Below are 18987 nucleotides of genomic sequence, written 5' to 3'. Positions count from 1 at the left end.
TCCTTCGTGTCTGTCAGGGGTCCCGCCGGACGCTTCCGGGGCAGGTATCCCGCCACTTCCAGCTGCAGTGAATAACTTCAAAAATCAAGGATGCGCGGCGCGCAAGTATCGACGGAATAGGGTTTCGGTGCTGCGGTTCTTGTCCTGTCCGGGAGCACCCGGTCAGGCGGCGGCGAGGGAGGCCTGGTAGTAGAAGCGGAAGTCGTCGTAGGGATCACGCCAGACGGATTCATCGCGGGCAATCCTCCGCACTGTGGGAGCCGGCGTCCACCGGTTGTGGGCTTGGCCGTCGTCGTCGATCCAGTGCAGGAGGACCTCCGTGCGGGTCCAGGCCACGGCCTTTGCATCAACGGTGCCGTTTCCGGTCCGGCAGCGGACGTAGGGTTCCCGGCGGTAGTGGGCGTGGGTGACAGGGCCGGCGGGGGCGGAGGGCATCCGGGTGCCTATGGAGGAACTCATGCCCTCCACAATGGCAACTGCCTCTGACATTCCTGGACGGAGCCTCCGGAAGGACGGGGCGCCGGCGCGGGTTAGGAAGCGAGGTCCTGCCGTTCAGCGGCTGCGCGGACGGTCTCGCCACGGGCAGCGTCGCGGCGGGGCATCATCCGGATCACGGGTGCCAGGCCGTTGCCCTGCGTCCGGCGGGCGGATGCGGCCGGCGACCCGGCCCGCATCGACGGCCGGTTGAGCACGAGGTACGCAAGACAAATGGGGAGGAAAAGCAGCGATATAAGTGTCAATGTGCCGAGAGCAAATACGGCAAGAGCAGCATGTATGGGCGAACCGAAAAGAGCGGCAACAAAATCAGCGGCGCCGAAAAGCATCCAGATCCAGAAAACGGCAATGAGCACAAGGCCGCTGCGGGCACGGCGGAAAAGCATGGCGGACCGCCTCCGCGCAGCAGGCATGGTCTGAGACTGACTGCCCATTTAACTATTCCCCCCGGCTAAGGGCTTCAATATTCGGAACCCGTAAGCGAGATAATAGCCGGTATTTATTGAATGGGAAGATATTATGCCCGGCAACATTGCGTGTTGAGGCAGTACGGTCAGTTTTCCGGCCGGGGATTCGCGCGGAGGGACAGGTGCCTCGGACTGCGAGGATTGAGCAGGGAATGCCGGTACCCGTAGACCGCGTACACCAGCATTCCGATCACCAGCCAGATGCCGAACCGTAGCCAGGTTTCCCAATGCAGCTGCAGCATCAGGAATCCGGAGGCCAGCACCCCGAACGCCGGCACCCAGGGCATCAGGGGCAGCCGGAATTCACGCGGGGCGTCCGGCTGGCGGTAGCGCAGCACAATCACGGCCACGCAGACCACCACGAAGGCGGCGAGGATGCCGATGTTCGTCAGGTCGGCCACGGCACGGATGGGGAAGAACCCGGCCAGCAGGGCCGAGGTGCCGCCGGCGATCCAGGTTACGCGCTGCGGGGTGCCGCGCTTGTCCGTTCCGGAGAACCAGGCCGGCAGCAGCCCGTCCCGGCTCATGGAGAACCAAACGCGGGTGACACCGAGTAGGAACGTGAGCATCACGGTGAGGATGGACAGCACGGCGAAGGCGGAAATGACGGTGGCGATGACGGGCAGCCCGACGGACTGGAAGGCCGAGGCGAAACCGGCGGTGGGGCTGATGTCCTGGTAATTCTGCATTCCGGTCAGCACCAGGGTAGCCAGGATGTACAGGACCATCGCAATGGCCAGGGAGAGCAGGATGGCCTTGGGCATGTGTTTCTTGCCGTCCGTGGCTTCCTCGGCGGCGGTGCTCATGGCGTCATAGCCGAAGACGGCAAAGAACACGGTGGCCGCCCCGGTGAACACCGCCCCGAAACCGCTGGGCAGGAACGGCGTGTAATTGTCCGTGTCCACGTAGAAAAACCCCAGCCCCACAATGAACACAATCAGCAGGACTTTCAGGCCCACGGCCACCAGTTCAAAGCGGCCGAAGGTCTTGGTCCCGCGGCTGAGGATCCACGTGATGAACAGGCAGACGACGGCGGCGGGAAGGTTGATCAGTCCGCCCTCTACGGTATCCCCGGTGCCCTGCATCCAGACCGGCATGTCGATGCCGAAACCGGCGAGGAACTCGGTGAAATAGCCGGAGATGCCGATGGCCACCACAGCCACGATCGCAGTGTATTCAAGGAGCAGGTCCCAGCCGATGAACCATCCGATCAGTTCGCCCAGCGCCACATACCCGTAGGTGTAGGCGGACCCGGCGCGCGGCACCATCCCTGCGAACTCGGCGTAGGACAGGGCCGCGGCGGCGCTGGCCAGGCCGGCCACCAGGAACGAGATCAGCACCGCCGGGCCCACGGGGGAGGCATCGGCACCGCCGTTGGCCACGAGCCCGGCCAGAGTGAAGATGCCGATGCCGATGATCCCGCCCACACCGATGGCCGTCAGCTGCCAGAGGCCGAGGCTCTTGAACAGCTTGTTCCCGGTTTTCTCCTCGTCGATTTCCTCAATGGGCTTGCGGCGGAGAACAGAACGACCGCCTCCGGCGACTGTGGACATATCGGCTCCCCTCCGTGCCCGGCGGCAGGGCCGGAATCAAGGTGTACGGCACCAGCTACGGCAGAAGTATGGACCTGCGTCCGCCGGCCGGGTACCCCCGCCGGCTATTTATTCCGCCGGGCACCGTCCGCCTTTAGAGCAGGAACAGGCTCAGGACCCATACCGCTGCAAAGCCGGCAACACCCTGCACGGCCGTGGCCGGTGTCAGCGTGCGGTACGCGGTGGCCGTCGGAATGCGGCTGAACTGGGAGACCACCCAGAAGTACGAGTCGTTGGCGTGTGACACCACCATGGCACCGGCACCGACGGCGAGCACTGCGAGGACGGGACCTGCACCACCGGCCAGCCCCAGCGGCTCCAGCAGCGGCAGGAGCATGGCCGACGTCGTCACCATGGCAACCGTGGAGGACCCCTGCGCCGTCTTCAGCGCCGCGGAGATCACGAACGGCACCGCAATGCCCAGACCCAGCGTTGCCAGGTTGTCGGACAGGAAAGCGGTGATGGAGCTCTTGCCCAGCACTCCGCCGAAGGCTGCCCCGGCACTGGTGATCAGCAGGATGGGGGCTGCCAGCACGATGGAATCCGTGATCTGGGTGTTGAAGGACTCGAGCTTGCCCTTGCCGCGCAGCAGGAACACCGCCGCCCCCAGGCCGAGCGCCAGCGCCACCACGGGGGTGCCGACAAAATTCACGGTTGCGGACAGGCCGCCGCTACCCATGGGCGCGCCGGGCAGCTTGGCTATCGAGGACAGGCAGATGAGCGCAATAGGCAGCAGGATCGGCAGGAAGGCCATGAAGGCGCTTGGCAGCTTTCCGTACTGGGTCCGCAGATCCTCGTAGCTCACGTCCGCCTCTTCGGCGGGAACGGGCAGCAGTTCAACGTCCTTGTTCAGGAACCGGTTGGCGAAGAGCAGGGCGGCCCCCGCCGAAATTGCGGCCACCACGAGGCCGAGGACAATCAGCAGGCCGAGGCTGTCCACCACATTCAGGTTGGACGCGGCGGCCAGCGGACCCGGAGTGGGCGGAACCATTGTGTGGGTGGCATACAGGCCGGTCATCAACGCTATCGACATGGCGACCAGGGACACCTTGGCCCGCTCAGCCATGGCTTTCTTGAGCGAGTTGAGAATGATGTACCCGGAATCGCAGAACACGGGAATGGACACGATGTAGCCGATGATGCTCATGGTCAGGGTGGGAAACCGCGTTCCCAGGACCTTGATCAGCGCGTCAGCCATGGCAATCGCGCCGCCGGACCGCTCAAGGATTACACCGATCATCGTGCCGAAAAGGATCACCAGGCCGATGTTGCCCATGGTGTTGCCGAACGCCGTCGTAATGGTCGGGATGATTTCCTCAACCGGCAGGCGGAACGCCAATGCCCCGATAAAGGCGGCTGCGAGGAGGGCGAGGAATGGCGAGATTTTCAGCTTCGCCGTGACGGCGACGATGCCGATCACCAGCAGCAGCAATATCAGCAGATCAATCATGGGGTTCCTTTAAAGTGAAAAACTTCGGTGTTCATCAACAGGGCAAATCATGGAATCACGAGTTTTCGTGAAGTCCCAAACTCCTTGGTGCGGCGGAGTCGAACGCAAGCGCGGAGCAGATGTGGGCAGCGGCGTCCTCGATGAGGATGTCCGCAGCGGCCGTAAGTTCGGGGAGCGTCGAGGCTCCCCGGGCGATGGACACGGCAGCAGTGATGCCGGCCTCCCGGCACTGCGCCGCGCTGAGCTGGACGGTTCCGGCGACGACAAGGACGGGGGCGGACGCCGGCGCGAGGCGGCGGACCGCATCTACCACTTTGCCGCCCAGCGACTGTGTATCCAGGCAGCCTTCACCGGTCAGGACGACGTCGGCGCGCGCCAGGGCGGCGTCGAGGCCGACCGCGTCTGCCACCAGTTCCGCTCCCGGAACGGTTTCTGCTCCGAGCAGGGCAACCAGCGCCAACGGCAGGCCGCCGGCAGCACCGAAACCGGGGGTGGAGAGATAGGGCGGGCCCTGACGGCCGGACTTGCCCTCCGCCGGTGGCCGGGTTCCTGCAGCGAGGTCGGCAAGGACCCGGGCGAGGTTGGCGAGACCGGCGTCAAGCAACTCGATGTCCGCCGGGCCTGCACCCTTCTGCGGCCCGAAAACCGCCGCCGCTCCTCGTTCCCCGCACAGGGGATTGTCCACGTCGACGGCGATCCTCCACTGCACGGTGGCCGCACGCGGATGCAGCCCGGATGTGTCGACGGAGCAGATACTGCCGAGCCCGCCGCCGCCTGGCGCTACGGGATTGCCGGCTGCGTCCAGAAAGCGCGCCCCCAAGGCTGTGAGCAGGCCGGTTCCGCCGTCCGTACTGGCTGAACCGCCAATACACAGCAGGATCTCCTCGGCGCCGTCATCCAGGAGCCGCTTAGCGATGGTGCCCACCCCGTGGCTGTCCGCCCGCAGCGGCTGCAGGGGGACGTCCGAGACATCAGGGAGACCGTTTCCCTCGGCGGCTTCGATGATGCCGACCCGGCCGTCTGCAGAGCTGCCGTAGCGGGCCGCCTTCGGGCGTCCCAGCGCGTCGGTAGTTGCCATGCTCAAGTGCGGGCGATGCCAGGTTGCCAGCAGAGCGTCGAGTGTCCCCTCGCCGCCGTCGGCCATTGGCAGCTCAACGATCTCGGCAGCCGCGCCGAACGCCAAGCGCGCGCCGCGGGCCATGGCCGCGGCGGCACCGGCGGCCGAAACACTGCCCTTAAACGAATCGGGCGCGACGACAATTACGGCGGGGCGGGAATTTGGCACTCTGTCAACATTAGAGTGTCAATACTCACAGTCCTATGGCGAAAATGACCACTAAGTATTCTCTTTTAGAGCTGTTTAGTGGTCATAACGCACGGGTTATGCACGTGCAGCCACCAGACCCAGCCGCAGCGTCAACGCCTGATGTGCGTTCCGGGGGTTCAGTTGCGTCACCTCCGCAATGCGGTCGAGTCTCTGGATGATGGTGTTCCGGTGGGCGTAGAGGACGCGGGAAACCTCGGAGAAGGACCCGCCGGCGTCCAGGAAAGCGGACAGCGTGGTCCGCTGGGTGTCGGTCAGGTCAGCTATGCGGGCGGCCAGATGCCCGGCAGTTTCGCGGGGCATGCAGGCCACGGCCAGCTCGGCGCTTAACTCCCGAAGATGGAGGACGGCGGATGCCGGGGGGAGGATCTCCGGACGGGCAACCAGGAGCCCGAGGGACCTCGCGGACGACTGCAGCGACTCCGTCCCGGTGCAGGTATCGCCCAGCAGCAGCACCGAACCGCTGTCCGACGCCGCGGCGCTGAGCGCTCCGGCGTCGTGGGCTGCCAGCAGGATCCAGAGGGCGCCCTGGAACGAAGCCGAGCGGTAGCGGCCCGACCGGGACACCAGATCACCCACCGGGCCGGAACGGACAGGGAGCCGGTGGGCGGGAGGACCTGCGGAGGAGCGGTCCAGGACGGCCGCCAGCCGCCACGGCCCCGGCAGGGATGGGGAACCCTTCGCCAGGTCCCGTTCCAGGGACACCGACGGGGAGCCGCCGTTGACCAGGCGCGCGAGCAGTTCCCTGTCCCGCGCCTCGCGCAACGCGGTACTGTCCATCTCCCGGTCGCGCTCGAGCAGCAGCCGGATGGTCAGGACCACGACGTCGGCCAGCGGCATCACCACGTCGGGGGCGCCGGTCAGGCCGACCACCCCGACCACGGCACCGTCGAGTTCAATCGGACAATTCACGCCGGCCCGCATGCCGTCGCGTTCCGCGGAGGGCCGGATGACGACGGGTTTACCCGTGGCTGCGGCCTCCCGGGCACCCGCGTGCAGTGTCCCGATGCGGGAGGCGTCCCGCGAGGCGATGATGAGTCCCGCTGCGTCCATGACGTTGACGTTGTGGTGAAGCGTGGGGGAGATGCGGTCCACGACGCGTTGCGCCAATGCACTGCCTAGCGGCGCTGACATATCCCCAGTCTAGAGCGGGCGAACGGCTGCCCGGTCTGCGCCGCCGTCGCCCCTTACCGGTCCGCGCGCAGGGCGGCCGCGGCGTCGCTGGCCGTGGTGCGGATCCGGTACAGGCCGGTGGTCGCGGTCATGTAGAGCGTCCGGCCGTCCTGCCCGCCGAAGCAGACGTTGCTGACGGTTTCGGGCACCGGGATGTGTTCGAGCAGCTCGCCGGCCGGAGAGAAGACCCGCACGCCGTCGCCGCCGGAGGACCAGATGTTCCCGTCCGTATCCACCCGGAATCCGTCGGGCACGCCGGGGCCAACCCGCACGAACACCCGGCCGTTCTTCGCCTGCCGGCCCTCGACGACGTCGTAGGCACGGATCGGATTGCCGTCGGACTGCGCCGGGCCGTGAGGGGAAACGGCCTCCTCCGCGGTATCCGAGACGTACAGGACGGACTCGTCAGGAGAGAACGCCAGACCGTTGGGGGCCATGATGTCGGTAATCACCGCAGTGAGGTCCCCGCTGGCCGGGTCGAAGCGGAACACGTACCGGTCGCCGTACTCCAGCTCGCCGGGGTGGCCTTCGGCCGGGTTGTCGATGCCGTAGGAGGGATCCGAGAACCAGATGGTGCCGTCGGATTTCACCACGACGTCGTTGGGCGAGTTGAAGCGGACGTCGCCGAAGCGGTCCACCAGGGTTTCCACGCTGCCGTTGCGGTCCCGTTCGACGGCCCGGCGTCCGTGCGAGCACTGCACCACGGAGCCGTCCGAGTCCAGAGCCCGGCCGTTGGTGAACTCCACGTCGGCACCGTAAACGCTTAGCTCGCCGGTGGTTTCGCTGTATTCGAGGATCCGGTTGGACCGCACGTCGCTGTACCGCACGGCGTTGCGCTCCGGAATCCAGGTGGGACCTTCGGCCCAGACCGCGCCCGTACCCACCTGCTCCAGCGAGGCTCCGTCTTCCAGCAGTATCGAGGGGCGTGCGTCCATGCTTGTGTCTCCTTATGAGGGCGGCTCATCGAGGGCCCGTTTCCGTCCTTGCAGTCTGCGTCCTTTTATACGCGAGGCAGGGGCGGCGGCCCAAAGCCCGCGCCGGTTTTCCGTGCCGGCCTGCTCCGGGGCGGTCAGGCCCAGGGCATGCGGATCACGACGTCGGCGCGTTCCCTGGACCCCTGCACCAGCCGGGCGTTGGGTTCGTCCACGTCGCGGACCCAGGCAGCGGCCCGGTCCCGCGCCTTGCCGAACCGCACGTGCCGTTCCACCAGTCGCCGCACGCGCAGCTCATCGTCAGGCTCGCAGTACCAGACCTCCGAGCACCGGGACCGGACCTCCTGCCACTGAGGCCGGTCCAGCAGCAGATAGTTCCCCTCGGTCAGGATCACTTTCGCCGCCGGGAACACCGGAATGTCGCCGGCCAGCGGCTGCTCGAGCGTCCGTTCAAAACCGGGGGCATACACCACCGTGCTCCGCGGGGCGCGGAGACGCTCGAGGAGCGCCGCATAGCCGCAGGCATCGAAGGTTTCCGGGGCTCCCTTACGCGCCAGCAGGCCCTGCCGGGCCAGCTCCCGGTCCGAGAGGTGAAAGCCGTCCATGGGTACATGGGCAAACTGCTGCGTCTCGGCGTCGTCCGAAGCGCCGTTCAGTTCGCGGACCAGTGCTTCCACCAGGGTGGTCTTCCCGGCGCCCGGGGCACCGGCGACACCGACGATCACGGTTCCTGCCTGCCGCTCAGTCAACGCCGAGAGCCGGTTTTTCAGCTCCGTCAAAGTCGTCAGGGAATCTGGCACGGTCCTCCGCTCACAGGGCTGTTCCTGGGGAGGACCAGTCTATGACGGCTGCGGCAGGGCACCCCCACAGCCGCCAACGGTGCTTGCTTAGACGGCTCCGTCGGGCCCGGCATAAGCTGGGTCTGTTGCCTACTTGAGGAGAAAACCTTGTCCCTGCTGACCCCCCTGATCACCACCGCCGGCCTGATCGGCGGCTACAAGACCGCACGTTCCACGGGTAACCGCCAGCTGGGCGGGGCGGTGCTCGCCGCCGCAGGCGCCGGTGCGTTTGCCCTCTGGAAGCGCGACGCCGGAACGGGCACCGCAGCGGCCCTGACCGCCGGTTACGTGGCCGCCTTCGGCCTGTCCCACCCGCTGGCCAAGAAGATGGGTGCCTGGCCTGCCGTCTACACCGTCACCGGTGCCGTGGCCGCGGCCTCCCTGATTTTCGGCCGCCGCCGCTAGCCATTCGGCCGGCCCGCAGGTCCCTCCCGGTGCATCGGAAACGAGCATCAAAAGCTGCGATCCAGCGGGAATGATCCGCGGGCCGGCGTCGTTATATCCAGTGGACGTCCCGAAAGGGGCGTAAGGCAGGCACGGGGCAGCCGGTGACTGCAGCTGGATTGGTAATTCAATACGGGGATGATCGGTTTCGACGATGTTTGTTGAGCCAGGGGAAGCGGGCCGAGAACGCAGAGTTATCTCGTTAACGCTCTCTGCAAAACAATAAGTGCCAAACCTATGCGCACTGACTTCGCTCTCGCTGCCTAAGCAGCCGGAGTAGTCCGTCAGCCCGGAGTTGCTCTCGCTCCGGATGCTGGCGTCGTTTAGAGAGCCACTGCTGAACACTCCCGCCGTCGGAGTGTTCGGGACATTTTGACGGCTGGGCCCGGATCAGCCACTCGTATGCACGATGGCTGGGGCCGAGAAAATCCGACGCATACTGCGCCCGGAGAAGCCCTGGCAATACAACACCGGACGGGGGTTCGATTCCCCCCATCTCCACCACTTTGACGGCCTGCCCTCCGGGGCAGGCCTTCTCTGTGTCCGGGCGGGCTGCGCCCCCGGCCGCAGCCGTTTCCCGGGCACTGCCGCCGTGCCGCTAATCTGGGATACAGACAGCAGGCAGCCACGGGAAGGAAACACATGCAGGCACTAATCATCACCCCGGGGCAGAAGGATTCGCTGGAGCTTCGGGACCTGCCGGAACCGGAGGCAGCCGAGGGCAGCGTGCTGGTGGAGACCCTCGCGGTGGGCCTGTGCGCCACCGACCGTGAGGTTATCGCTGCCGAATTCGGCACCGCGCCCGAGGACCGGGACTACCTGGTGATGGGACACGAGAACCTGGGCCGCGTCGTCGAGGCCCCCGAGGATTCCGACCTCGCCGCCGGAGACCTCGTGGTCGGGATTGTCCGCCGCCCCTGCGCCGAGAACTGCCGGGCCTGTGCCGCCGGTGAGTGGGACATGTGCCTGACCGGCACCTACACCGAGCACGGCATCGAAGGGCTCGACGGTTTCGCGCGCGAATACTGGCGCGGGGACCCCGAGGACATGGTGAAGCTCGAACCCTCGCTGGAACGCGTAGGCGTGCTGCTGGAACCGGCCACCATTCTGGCCAAGGCCTGGGAGCAGATTGACCGGATCGGCGGCCGTGCCTACTTCCGGCCGCAGGTAGTCGCCGTCACCGGAGCCGGCCCCGTCGGACTGCTCGGTGCCTTGTTCGGAGTCCAGCGCGGACTCGAAGTGCACGTCTTCGATTTGGAGGAGGACGGGCCGAAGGAGAAGCTGACCAAGGACCTGGGCGCCGTCTTCCACACGGATACCCTCCCCGAGTCCGGCATCAAGCCGGACATCATCATCGAATGCACCGGCGTGCCAACGGTAATCCGCGACGTCCTGCAGCACGGAGCCAAGAACTCGGTCACCTGCCTCACCGGCGTTTCCGAGCCGGGCGGCGAGCAGCCCTTGGACCTGGGCGAACTGAACCTGAACCTGGTTATGGACAACCGCGTGGTCTTCGGCACCGTCAACGCCAACCGGCGCCACTACCTCAAAGCCGCTGCGGCCCTGGCCAAGAGCGACGCCCGCTGGCTGGAGCAGCTGATCTCCCGCCGCGTTCCGCTGGCGGACTATGCACAGGCCTGCGAGGACCGCGACGGCGACATCAAGGTAGTGCTGGACCTGCAGGACTCCTAGAGGGTTCGACGGGGTATTTCTACCGGGCGGCTTCGGTGATAAACAGAAGAGACTGAAGCCGCCCGCGGCGGCCACGGCAACCCGCATTGGAGGCACGCACATGCGCAAGGACGCTGACCCACCGGTTCTTCCCGACGGTTCGGAGGCCGACAGGGCGGAGCAGTCACTGCCCGCGGTTCCCGGCGCCGGCGATGCCGGCCCGGCCGGAGAAGTCCACCGCGACGGTTCCGAGGCAGACGGCATTGAGCAGGAGATTCCAGCAGTTCCAGGCACCGGGGACGCCGGGCCCGAGGGCCCGGTCCATCCCGAGGGGTCCGAAGCGGACATCCTGGAACAGAAAGCGGACGTCCCCGGGAACGACGACGAGTATCCCCAGGGGGACGACAGCTGACCGACGGGCCGGGCAAATCCCGGCAGCCAGGACGGTGGGCCGCTACCTGCTGATGGCGGTGTCCCCGCGCTAGCCACGTAGAATGGGCGGCGGCAGAACGGGCAACGGAAACAGCAGGAGCGGCGTGGATCTTTTCGACCCGAGTGCGGTGTTCGACGCCGTCGACCTCGCCGGTGTGCTGGCGAACGGCGTCCTCGGCGGCGCCGTGGCGCGGCAGCTGCGGATGGACCCGGTGGGCTTCCTGGTCCTCGCCCTCACCTCTGCATTGGGCGGCGGTGTGCTGCGTGACACCCTCCTGCAGGCCGGCACGCCCGTAGCGCTGACAAACCCCGCCTATCTCTTTGCGGCCATCGCCGGGGCCGCCATTGCCTATGCCATTGAGCTCAAGGGCAAGTGGGCCAACCGGTTCCTCATCGTGATCGACGCCTTCGCGCTGGGCTGCTGGGCCGCCACCGGCACGGCCAAGGCGCTGGGACTGGGGCTCGAATGGCTCCCGGCCATCCTGATCGGTGTTGTCACCGCCGTGGGCGGCGGCATGATCCGCGACATCGTGGTGGGCCGGGTGCCGGCCATCTTCGGCGGCAACACCCTGTACGCCACGGGCGCGCTGGTGGCCGCCGTCGAAATGGTGATCCTCTACCAGCTGGGCCTGCAGAACGTGGGCATGGGCGTGGCCATCGGCACCTGCGCCGTGCTGTGCACCGTAGCCCGCCGGCGCGGCTGGCGGCTGCCCGGACCCGGGGAATTCAGTGTCCGGCTCAGCCGGCGCCCCCGCACGGAGGACCGCCGCAGCTCGGCCCAGGGCTGGCCGCGCCCGAGGTTCTGGAAAGCACGCCTGCGCCGGTGACGGACTGGCGACCGGCCTGGTTGCACCCTTCCCGGCCGCCTTCCGGCGATTGTCCGCGGCTGCCCTACAACAAGCGCTGAGGCGGATTTAGTCCCGTAATTCCAGGCTTTTGCAGACCCGATTTACGGGAGTAGCGTGGCCAATATGAGTGCTTACAAGAGCGTAAATCCAGCCACCGGAGAAACCCTTCAGGAATTCGCTGAAGCCACCGACGCCGAAATCAACCAGGCCGTCACTGCAGCACACGAGGCCTTCGCCAGCTGGCGGAACGAGCCCGTGGAAAACCGCACCAAGGTCATCACCCGCGTTGCGGAACTGTACCGGGAGCGTGCCGACGAGCTCGCCAAGCTGATTGCCCTGGAAATGGGCAAGCCGCTGCGCGAGGCGAAGAGCGAGGTTGCCCTCTCCGCCAACATCTACGAGTACTACGCCACCCAGGGCCCCGGCTTCATGGCGGACGAGCAGCTCGACGTCAAGGGCGGCGGCAACGCCGTGGTCCGCACCGAGCCCGTGGGCGCCCTGCTGGGCATCATGCCCTGGAACTACCCGTACTACCAGGTGGCCCGCTTCGCCGGTCCGAACCTGATGCTGGGCAACACGGTGCTGCTCAAGCACGCCAACAACTGCCCGCAGTCCGCCCTGGCGATGGCACAGATCTTCGCCGACGCCGGAGTCCCCGAGGGTGCCTACATCAACCTGTTCGCCACCAACGAGCAGGCTGCGGACATCATCGCCGATCCGCGGATCCAGGGCGTTTCCCTGACCGGTTCCGAGCGGGCAGGGTCCGCCGTCGCCGAGGTCGCCGGCCGGAACCTGAAGAAGTACGTGCTGGAACTCGGCGGCAGCGATCCGTTCATCGTCCTGGACACCGAGGACCTGGACACCACGGTCAAGGCCGCAGTAATCGGCCGGATGGGCAACGGCGGGCAGGCCTGCAACGCCGCCAAGCGCTTCATTGTGATGGAGGACCTCTACGACGACTTCGTGGAGAAGTTCACCGCGCGGATGGCCGCCATTGAGCCCGGCGACCCGCTCCAGCCGGAAACCCGGTTCGGTCCGCTCTCCACGCAGGCAGCAGCCGACGGCCTGGTGGAGCAGATCCGCGATGCCGTGGACAAGGGCGCCACCCTGCACACCGGCGGCAGCCTGATCGACGGCCCGGGCGCCTATGTGCAGCCCACCGTCCTGACCGACGTCACGCCCGAAATGCGGGCGTTCTCCGAAGAGCTGTTCGGCCCCGCGGCCGTCATCTACAAGGTCTCCAGCGAGGAAGAAGCCATTGAACTGGCCAACAACTCCCCGTTCGGCCTCGGCGGCGCGGTGTTCAGCACCGACGAAAACCGCGCCCTGAACGTAGCCGACCAGCTGGAAAGCGGCATGGTCTGGATCAACGGCACCTCCGGCACGCAGGAGGACCTGCCCTTCGGCGGCGTCAAGCGCTCCGGCGTCGGCCGCGAGCTGGGCCGGTTCGGCATGGCCGAGTTCGTCAACAAGAAGCTGATCCGCACCCCGCAGAAGAAGTAACCCCGCGCGGAAGCGGCTAGGCCGCGCGGGTGCTTTCCGGTTCCGTTTCCGGTTGCCCCGCGCGGTCGCTCGGCCCGTTAAACACCACGTACCGGTACGCGAAGTAGCGGAAGATATTGCCCAGGGCGATGCCCACCACGTTGCCCGAAATGTTGTCCGCAAAGGTGCTGCGGAAATCCAGCACGTAGTGCGAGATGTACAGGCAGCCCGTGGAAATGAGCAGTCCCACCAGATTGGTCAGGGCGAAAAGCAGCGTCTCGCTGCGGATGCTCCGGGTGCGCAGCTTCCGGAAGGTCAGGTACCGGCTGCCCAGCCACGAAACAGTGGTGGCCGCGAGTACGGAAATGGTCTTGGCTACGATCGGCTGGTCGGGCACCAGCGTGGCAGAGAGAATATTAAACAGGCCTACGTCAACCACGAAGGCGACGGCGCCGACTGCTGAAAAAGAGCCCAGACGGCGGACGATTGCGCGCACCTTGCTGGTTTCTGCCATTACCGAAAAATCCATTCAACGCATTGCTGCGGGAAGCAGCTTCCTGCCCTCACCGGGTGCGCGCACGCGGGGAGGGACTTTTACCTTTCGGATAATGGCACAAAGCGCTTTTGGCCTCAAAATCCGCGCAAATGCAAGCCGGATCAGGGCAGTGTGACCGTAAAGACAGTGCCCTTGCCGGCCTCACTCTGCATGGCGATGGTGCCGCCGTGTTCCTCCACAATGCGTTTGGTGATGACCAGGCCCAGCCCGACGCCGGGGATCTGCGCCCGACGCGCGGTACCCGAGCGGAAGAACTTGGTGAAGACCTCGGACTGCTCGGCTTCGGTCATGCCGATCCCGGAGTCCGCCACCTGAAGGACGGTCGCCCCGTCCTCGCTGCGCCACGCGCTGACCGTCACCCGGCCGCCGTCGGGCGAGTACTTCACCGCGTTGGAAAGCAGGTTGTCCAGCACCTGGGAGATGCGCTTGGGGTCCACCAGGGCGGGCAGGGTCTCGGGGACCTCGGCGACAATGGTCACGCAGTTGATTTCGGCGCGAGGCGCGGCGGAGGTGATGCCGGCCCGGATCAGTTCGCTGAGGTCTGTGACTTCCTGCTGTACGTGGGCGGATCCGGCCGCGGCGGACAGCAGATCCGAAACCAGGTGCAGGAGTTTCTCGGAATTCCGCTGGGCGACCTTCAGCGAGGAGGCCACATACGCCGGAATGACGTCTTCTTCGTCCAGTGCCAGTTCCAGATAACCCATGATCGACGTCAGCGGTGTGCGCAGCTCGTGGGACACATTGGCCACGAAGTCGTCCTTGGCCGCTACGGCGTTGACGAGCCCGGTGACGTCGCTGTAGGCGATCACGGAGCCGCGGAAGGCGTCGCCGTCGCCCTTCACGGAGCGGGCCGAGACGCTCAGCGCCTTTTGTTCCTCACCGCTCCCGTACCAGACCAGCTGGTCTGAAAAGGACTCGCCCAGGATGGCCCGCTGCACCGGACGCCGTCCCATCGGGATCAGGGTGGTTCGGTCCGGCCCGAAGATCAGCATCTCGGCTTCAGTTGGATTGATGGTGTAGGTAGGCCGGGCCAGGCGTTCGTGGAGGATCTGGCGTGAGTTGGTCAGGATGCGCCGGCCGTCCTCGCCAATAACCACCACGCCTACCCGAACCGTATTCAGGATGGTCTCGAGCATCGACTCCTTCCGCAGGCTCTCGAGCAGCGAGGCCTGCAGCACCACGTCCTTTTCCTGCAGCACCACTGCCTGCGCGGTGAGGCTGGCTTCCGCCTCGGCACGGGCGGCCTCGGCGTCCTCGGCGGTGCGCAGAGCGGAAATCAGGTCCCGCTCATACAACCGGCGCTCGTGGGCGTAGAACGCAACCACCTGGTCGAGCACCGGCCGCCCGTCGGCGGCGGGTGAGCGCGTGGCGGAGAGCAGGACCGGGATGCGCTGGCCGTCCGGCCCCAGGAGGTCGACGGCAAGTTCGGCGAACGCCGAGTTCAGCTGCAACTGAGGCATTGCATGGGTGGTGTACACAATCCGGTCGCCCACGGGCAGCAGCTTCAACAGGCTGGTGCCGCGGACCTCTTCCAGGGTCTTGCCGATCCACCGTAGTGCCGTGCCGTTGGCGTCCACCACCGTACCGTCCGCCAGGGTGACGAAATACCCCGACGGAGCGGACTGGGACAGGGCGCGGTAATCGAGCTGGAAATCCAGGTCCACGGTCGGTCTACTTTGATTGCTGCAGGTAGCCGAGGATGATGTCCGCGGTCTCCTCCGGTGCACTCACGTGGGGGAGGTGGCCGGTGGCTTTCATCTGGACCAGGGTGCTCTGCGGGAGGTGTTCCTGCAGGTAGCGGCCCACATGGTCCGGGGCCAGAAGGTCCGCTGAGGCCTGCATGATGAGCGAGGGAACGGTGACCTTGGGCAGCAGGCTCCGCACGTCGGTCAGGAACGCCACGCGGGCGAACTGCCGGGCGATGCCCGGGTTGACCCGGCAGAAACTGCCTTCGAGTTCGGTGCCCAGGGCCGGTGCGGCGGGGTTGCCCATGATCACCGGGGCCATGGCGGCGGCCCAGACCAGGTAATTGGTGTCGAGGGATTCGAGGAGTTCATCCAGATCGGCCCGGCTGAAGCCGCCCACGTAGCCGTCCTCGGGATAGTCCATGTAGCTGGGCGACGGGGCAACCAGGATGATCCGGGCAAGACGCTCGGCCGCGGTGGCACCGGCCGCGATGGCCATCATGGCGCTGACGCTGTGACCAATGAAGGTGACGTCCTGCAGGTCCAGGTCCTCGCACAGTTCCAGGACGTCGGCCACGTAGCCGTCCAGGGTGGAGTACTTAGCCGGGGTGTAGGCATCCAGATCGGAACCGCCCGCCCCTACATGGTCGAAGAGGACCACTTTGAAGTCATCGGTGAAGCGGGGCAGCACCCGTGACCACATTCCCTGATCGCAGCCGAAACCATGGGCGAAAAGCAGCACTGGCCCGTCCGCTCGTCCCAGCACTTGAACGTTGTTCCGGGTGCGGATATCAGTCTTCATTTACCTGTACGCCTGCTTTTCTTATGCCGTGCCCGCAATACCATGAGCGGAGTCACAGCAAACATTACAGGTCCGCTTGGGTATAAACGGCCAGCCGGGTCGCGGCTGGAATGCCGTGGCGGACGGGCCGGAATGTAAACAAGCATCGTGACAACAAATCAGCCACCATTTACGCCGTGCGAGTGCAGAATGTCTGTCAAATGTCCGCGAAAACGGTAAGTGCCGCATTGCCGGTGCCCTAAACGCCGGGCTATTGCGCTTTCGATACGCCGTAACGGAGTTCGACCGCCCCGCCGTCGAAGGAGGTAGCGGCAAGCAGGCGCATGGGCGCGGTGGGCCCGGACACCGGCAGGAGCCGCCTCCCGCTGCCCAAGGCCACCGGCATGTAGGTCACCCACAATTCATCCAGCAGGCCGGCCTCGGCGAACTGGGCCGCCACGTTGCCGCCGCCCACCATCCAGATGTTGCGCTCTCCCGCCGCGTCACGGGCTTCCCGCAGGACCTCCCGGACGTCCCCCGAGGCAAACCGGATGTCACCCTCCGGCGGAGCCGGTTCCTCCCGGTGGCTGAGCACCCAGCACGGCTGCGAATACTCCCAGCTCTCCGGCTCCTCCGCCCGGAGCCAGCGGTAGGTTTCCGCGCCCATCACCACGGCGCCGACGTCGGCCATGAACCGGTTGTAATGGTCCTGGAAGGCCTCGAAACCGAACTGGAGCAGCCAGTCCAGGCGGTTGTCCTCCGTAGCGATAAAACCGTCCAGGGAGGAGGCAACGTAATAGATGACCTTAGGCATGGGACGAGGATAACGGTGCACCGGTACCCAGCGAAGCCTTCTGGGATAGGTTGATAGGCATTGACCATAAGCAGCCTGATCATTTGTTGCGTCGGCCGGGGCTGGCAACCGGCCGGGCGGACAGCGCGGAAGGGAAAACCATGAGCGAGCGGCTCGTAGCGGATCTGATTGTCGAACGCCTGCAGGCCTGGAACGTGGACCGGGTGTTCGGCTACAGCGGAGACGGCATCAATACCGTCCTGGGTGCCATGCGCCGCAGCGGCGACCCCGAGTTCATCCAGGTCCGGCACGAGGAAAACGCCGCCTTCATGGCCGTGGGACATGCCAAATACACCGGCGGAGTGGGTGTGGTGATGTCCACGCAGGGCCCCGGCGCGATCCACCTGCTCAACGGCCTGTACGACGCGCGGCTGGACGGGGCGCCCGTGGTGGCCATCGTCGGCCAGCAGTCCCGCAGCGTGCTGGGGTCCTCCTACATGCAGGAAGTGGACCTGATGAACCTGACCAGGGACGTGGCCTCGGCGTTCCGCCAGCAGATCAACTCCCCTGAACAGGTTCCGCTGGTGCTGGACCGCGCATTCAAGAAGGCGCTGGCCACCGGAACGCCCGCCGTCGTCATCATTCCGCATGATGTGCAGCAGGCACCGGCGCCGGAACTGGAACAGGAGCACGGCATCCTCAACACCGTCCCGGTGTTCAGCCCCGCGCGGACCTCACCGGCTGAAGCGGATATCCGGGCCGCCGCGGAAGTGATCAACTCCGGCGAGCGGGTGGCCCTGCTGGTGGGGCAGGGTGCCCGCGATGCCCGCGCACAGGTTTACGCTTTGGCCGACAAGATCGGTGCCGGCATCACCACCAGCCTGCTCGGCAAACCGTACGTGGATGAAACACTGCCGCTTTCCGCCGGGACCATGGGGCATCTGGGCACCAGTTCCGCCGGCTACGTGATGGACAACTGCGACACCCTGCTGATCATCGGATCCAGCGATCCGTGGACGGAGTTCTATCCCAAGCCCGGGACCGCGCGGGGAGTACAGATTGACCGGGATGCGTCCGCTGTCGGCAACCGCTACCCGGTGGAGGTCGGCATCACCGGAGACGCCGTGGCCACCCTGGACGCCTTGATTCCGCTGCTGGAAGCCCGGCCGGACGCGCCCTGGCGGCGGCAGGTGGAGGAAAGCGTCCGCCGCTGGCACGAGCTGGCCCGGACGCGGGCCATGACGCCCGCCGATCCGGTGAACCCGGAACGCGTGGTGTACGAGCTGAACCGGCGCCTGCCGGACAACGCGCAGGTGGCGGTCGACGTCGGCAGTTCCGTGTACTGGTACGCGCGGCACCTGCACCTTCCGGAAGGCGTGCCCGCGCACCTGTCCAGCACGCTGGCCAGCATGGGCTGCGCCGTGCCGTACGGTTTGGCCGCGAAGCTGGCGTACCCGGACCGTCCGGTGGTGGCGCTCTCCGGCGACGGCGCCATGCAGATGGCCGGAGTGACCGAACTGATCACCCTGAGCCGGCTCTGGCAGAAGTGGGAGGACCCCCGCTTCGTTCTCTGCGTGCTCAACAACCGTGAGCTGGCCGAGGTCACGTGGGAACAGCGTGAGATGGAGGGCGATCCGCGGTTCGAGGCCAGCCAGTCGCTGCCGGACTTTCCGTACGCCGAGTACGCCAAGCTGCTGGGGCTGGAAAGCATCCGGGTGGAGGATCCGGAACTGCTGGGCGAGGCCTGGGACGTGGCGCTCGCCGCCACGCGGCCGTTCCTGATCGAGGTGGTCACCGATCCCGCGGTGCCGCTGCTGCCGCCGTTCCCCAGCGGTGCCGCCCAGGCCGAGACCATGAAGGACGGACTGGCGCAGGAGGGCGCCGCGGGCGAGCATGCCCGCCGGCTGCTGGATATCTACCTGGAGCAGGAAGAGGGACTCTACCGCGATCTCTGAGCATTCCGGGGCAGGAGCAGCCCCCGGAACGCCGGAACGGGCGCACCCGCAGCGGGTGCGCCCGTTCC

Annotated in this window: 18 protein-coding genes and 1 other RNA gene; 7 read left to right on the top strand and 12 right to left on the bottom strand. The window is 66.4% G+C overall.

Annotated elements, in window-relative coordinates:
- Positions 1-162: 162 nt before the first annotated feature.
- From N2K95_RS14540 to N2K95_RS14505, 8 genes are all read right to left on the bottom strand, one after another.
- Positions 163-489, bottom strand: a complete 327-nt coding sequence (locus tag N2K95_RS14540; protein ID WP_260652115.1) for a hypothetical protein — start codon at positions 487-489, stop codon at positions 163-165.
- 41 nt (positions 490-530) lie between these two features.
- Entirely contained in the window at positions 531-929 is a 399-nt protein-coding gene (locus N2K95_RS14535; protein ID WP_260652114.1) for a hypothetical protein, read from the bottom strand.
- 119 nt (positions 930-1048) lie between these two features.
- A complete protein-coding gene (locus N2K95_RS14530; protein WP_260652113.1) occupies positions 1049-2515 on the bottom strand; it encodes an amino acid permease in 1467 nt (488 codons plus the stop codon).
- Between the two features lie 133 nt (positions 2516-2648).
- Entirely contained in the window at positions 2649-4004 is a 1356-nt protein-coding gene (locus N2K95_RS14525) for a GntP family permease (protein ID WP_260652112.1), read from the bottom strand.
- 55 nt (positions 4005-4059) lie between these two features.
- Complete coding sequence (locus N2K95_RS14520; protein WP_260652111.1) at positions 4060-5289, bottom strand: glycerate kinase; 1230 nt, start codon at positions 5287-5289, stop codon at positions 4060-4062.
- Between the two features lie 96 nt (positions 5290-5385).
- The gene (locus N2K95_RS14515; protein ID WP_260652110.1) at positions 5386-6462 is read right to left on the bottom strand and encodes a CdaR family transcriptional regulator; all 1077 of its coding nucleotides are present in this window, start codon (positions 6460-6462) and stop codon (positions 5386-5388) included.
- Between the two features lie 53 nt (positions 6463-6515).
- Complete coding sequence (locus tag N2K95_RS14510; protein WP_260652109.1) at positions 6516-7436, bottom strand: SMP-30/gluconolactonase/LRE family protein; 921 nt, start codon at positions 7434-7436, stop codon at positions 6516-6518.
- Positions 7437-7570: 134 nt separating this feature from the next.
- Positions 7571-8233 carry a nucleoside/nucleotide kinase family protein gene (locus N2K95_RS14505; RefSeq protein ID WP_260652108.1) on the bottom strand — a complete coding sequence of 221 codons (663 nt, stop codon included), beginning with the start codon at positions 8231-8233 and terminating at the stop codon, positions 7571-7573.
- A gap of 147 nt (positions 8234-8380) precedes the next feature.
- Here N2K95_RS14505 and N2K95_RS14500 point away from each other — a divergent pair, with 147 nt between their 5' ends.
- The 6 genes from N2K95_RS14500 (at position 8381) to N2K95_RS14475 (ending at position 13170) form a co-directional block, all read left to right on the top strand.
- Entirely contained in the window at positions 8381-8677 is a 297-nt protein-coding gene (locus N2K95_RS14500; protein ID WP_407080092.1) for a hypothetical protein, read from the top strand.
- 173 nt (positions 8678-8850) lie between these two features.
- Positions 8851-9220, top strand: a transfer-messenger RNA (tmRNA) gene (gene ssrA, locus N2K95_RS14495).
- A gap of 138 nt (positions 9221-9358) precedes the next feature.
- Entirely contained in the window at positions 9359-10408 is a 1050-nt protein-coding gene (locus N2K95_RS14490) for a glucose 1-dehydrogenase (protein WP_260652107.1), read from the top strand.
- Positions 10409-10508: 100 nt separating this feature from the next.
- The gene (locus N2K95_RS14485) at positions 10509-10799 is read left to right on the top strand and encodes a hypothetical protein (protein ID WP_260652106.1); all 291 of its coding nucleotides are present in this window, start codon (positions 10509-10511) and stop codon (positions 10797-10799) included.
- Positions 10800-10923: 124 nt separating this feature from the next.
- Positions 10924-11646: a trimeric intracellular cation channel family protein gene (locus N2K95_RS14480; protein WP_260652105.1), complete on the top strand. Its 723-nt coding sequence runs from the start codon at positions 10924-10926 to the stop codon at positions 11644-11646.
- A gap of 144 nt (positions 11647-11790) precedes the next feature.
- Positions 11791-13170: an NAD-dependent succinate-semialdehyde dehydrogenase gene (locus tag N2K95_RS14475; RefSeq protein WP_260652104.1), complete on the top strand. Its 1380-nt coding sequence runs from the start codon at positions 11791-11793 to the stop codon at positions 13168-13170.
- Between the two features lie 16 nt (positions 13171-13186).
- Here N2K95_RS14475 and N2K95_RS14470 read toward each other — a convergent pair whose 3' ends face one another.
- From N2K95_RS14470 to N2K95_RS14455, 4 genes are all read right to left on the bottom strand, one after another.
- The gene (locus N2K95_RS14470) at positions 13187-13663 is read right to left on the bottom strand and encodes a GtrA family protein (RefSeq protein WP_260652103.1); all 477 of its coding nucleotides are present in this window, start codon (positions 13661-13663) and stop codon (positions 13187-13189) included.
- Positions 13664-13806: 143 nt separating this feature from the next.
- Positions 13807-15369, bottom strand: a complete 1563-nt coding sequence (locus tag N2K95_RS14465) for an ATP-binding protein (RefSeq protein ID WP_260652102.1) — start codon at positions 15367-15369, stop codon at positions 13807-13809.
- 7 nt (positions 15370-15376) lie between these two features.
- The gene (locus N2K95_RS14460; RefSeq protein ID WP_260652101.1) at positions 15377-16192 is read right to left on the bottom strand and encodes an alpha/beta fold hydrolase; all 816 of its coding nucleotides are present in this window, start codon (positions 16190-16192) and stop codon (positions 15377-15379) included.
- Between the two features lie 250 nt (positions 16193-16442).
- Positions 16443-16985 (bottom strand): dihydrofolate reductase family protein, encoded by a 543-nt coding sequence (locus N2K95_RS14455; protein ID WP_260652100.1) that lies wholly within the window; start codon positions 16983-16985, stop codon positions 16443-16445.
- A gap of 140 nt (positions 16986-17125) precedes the next feature.
- Here N2K95_RS14455 and N2K95_RS14450 point away from each other — a divergent pair, with 140 nt between their 5' ends.
- Positions 17126-18919, top strand: coding sequence for a thiamine pyrophosphate-requiring protein (locus N2K95_RS14450; RefSeq protein ID WP_260652099.1), 1794 nt, complete (start codon positions 17126-17128; stop codon positions 18917-18919).
- Positions 18920-18987 lie beyond the last annotated feature (68 nt).

This window comes from Arthrobacter zhaoxinii (assembly GCF_025244925.1).
Lineage (GTDB): Bacteria > Actinomycetota > Actinomycetes > Actinomycetales > Micrococcaceae > Arthrobacter_B > Arthrobacter_B zhaoxinii.
The sequence above is the reverse complement of the archived record's forward strand: the minus strand, read 5'-3'. Positions and strand labels throughout refer to the sequence as shown.

Bases quoted from the DNA above. Each gene is read 5' to 3' on its own strand.
- N2K95_RS14540 (WP_260652115.1), bottom strand. From the start codon at position 489: ATGTCAGAGGCAGTTGCCATTGTGGAGGGCATGAGTTCCTCCATAGGC.
- N2K95_RS14535 (WP_260652114.1), bottom strand. From the start codon at position 929: ATGGGCAGTCAGTCTCAGACCATGCCTGCTGCGCGGAGGCGGTCCGCC.
- N2K95_RS14530 (WP_260652113.1), bottom strand. From the start codon at position 2,515: ATGTCCACAGTCGCCGGAGGCGGTCGTTCTGTTCTCCGCCGCAAGCCC.
- N2K95_RS14525 (WP_260652112.1), bottom strand. From the start codon at position 4,004: ATGATTGATCTGCTGATATTGCTGCTGCTGGTGATCGGCATCGTCGCC.
- N2K95_RS14515 (WP_260652110.1), bottom strand. From the start codon at position 6,462: ATGTCAGCGCCGCTAGGCAGTGCATTGGCGCAACGCGTCGTGGACCGC.
- N2K95_RS14510 (WP_260652109.1), bottom strand. From the start codon at position 7,436: ATGGACGCACGCCCCTCGATACTGCTGGAAGACGGAGCCTCGCTGGAG.
- N2K95_RS14490 (WP_260652107.1), top strand. From the start codon at position 9,359: ATGCAGGCACTAATCATCACCCCGGGGCAGAAGGATTCGCTGGAGCTT.
- N2K95_RS14485 (WP_260652106.1), top strand. From the start codon at position 10,509: ATGCGCAAGGACGCTGACCCACCGGTTCTTCCCGACGGTTCGGAGGCC.
- N2K95_RS14475 (WP_260652104.1), top strand. From the start codon at position 11,791: ATGAGTGCTTACAAGAGCGTAAATCCAGCCACCGGAGAAACCCTTCAG.
- N2K95_RS14470 (WP_260652103.1), bottom strand. From the start codon at position 13,663: ATGGCAGAAACCAGCAAGGTGCGCGCAATCGTCCGCCGTCTGGGCTCT.
- N2K95_RS14460 (WP_260652101.1), bottom strand. From the start codon at position 16,192: ATGAAGACTGATATCCGCACCCGGAACAACGTTCAAGTGCTGGGACGA.
- N2K95_RS14455 (WP_260652100.1), bottom strand. From the start codon at position 16,985: ATGCCTAAGGTCATCTATTACGTTGCCTCCTCCCTGGACGGTTTTATC.
- N2K95_RS14450 (WP_260652099.1), top strand. From the start codon at position 17,126: ATGAGCGAGCGGCTCGTAGCGGATCTGATTGTCGAACGCCTGCAGGCC.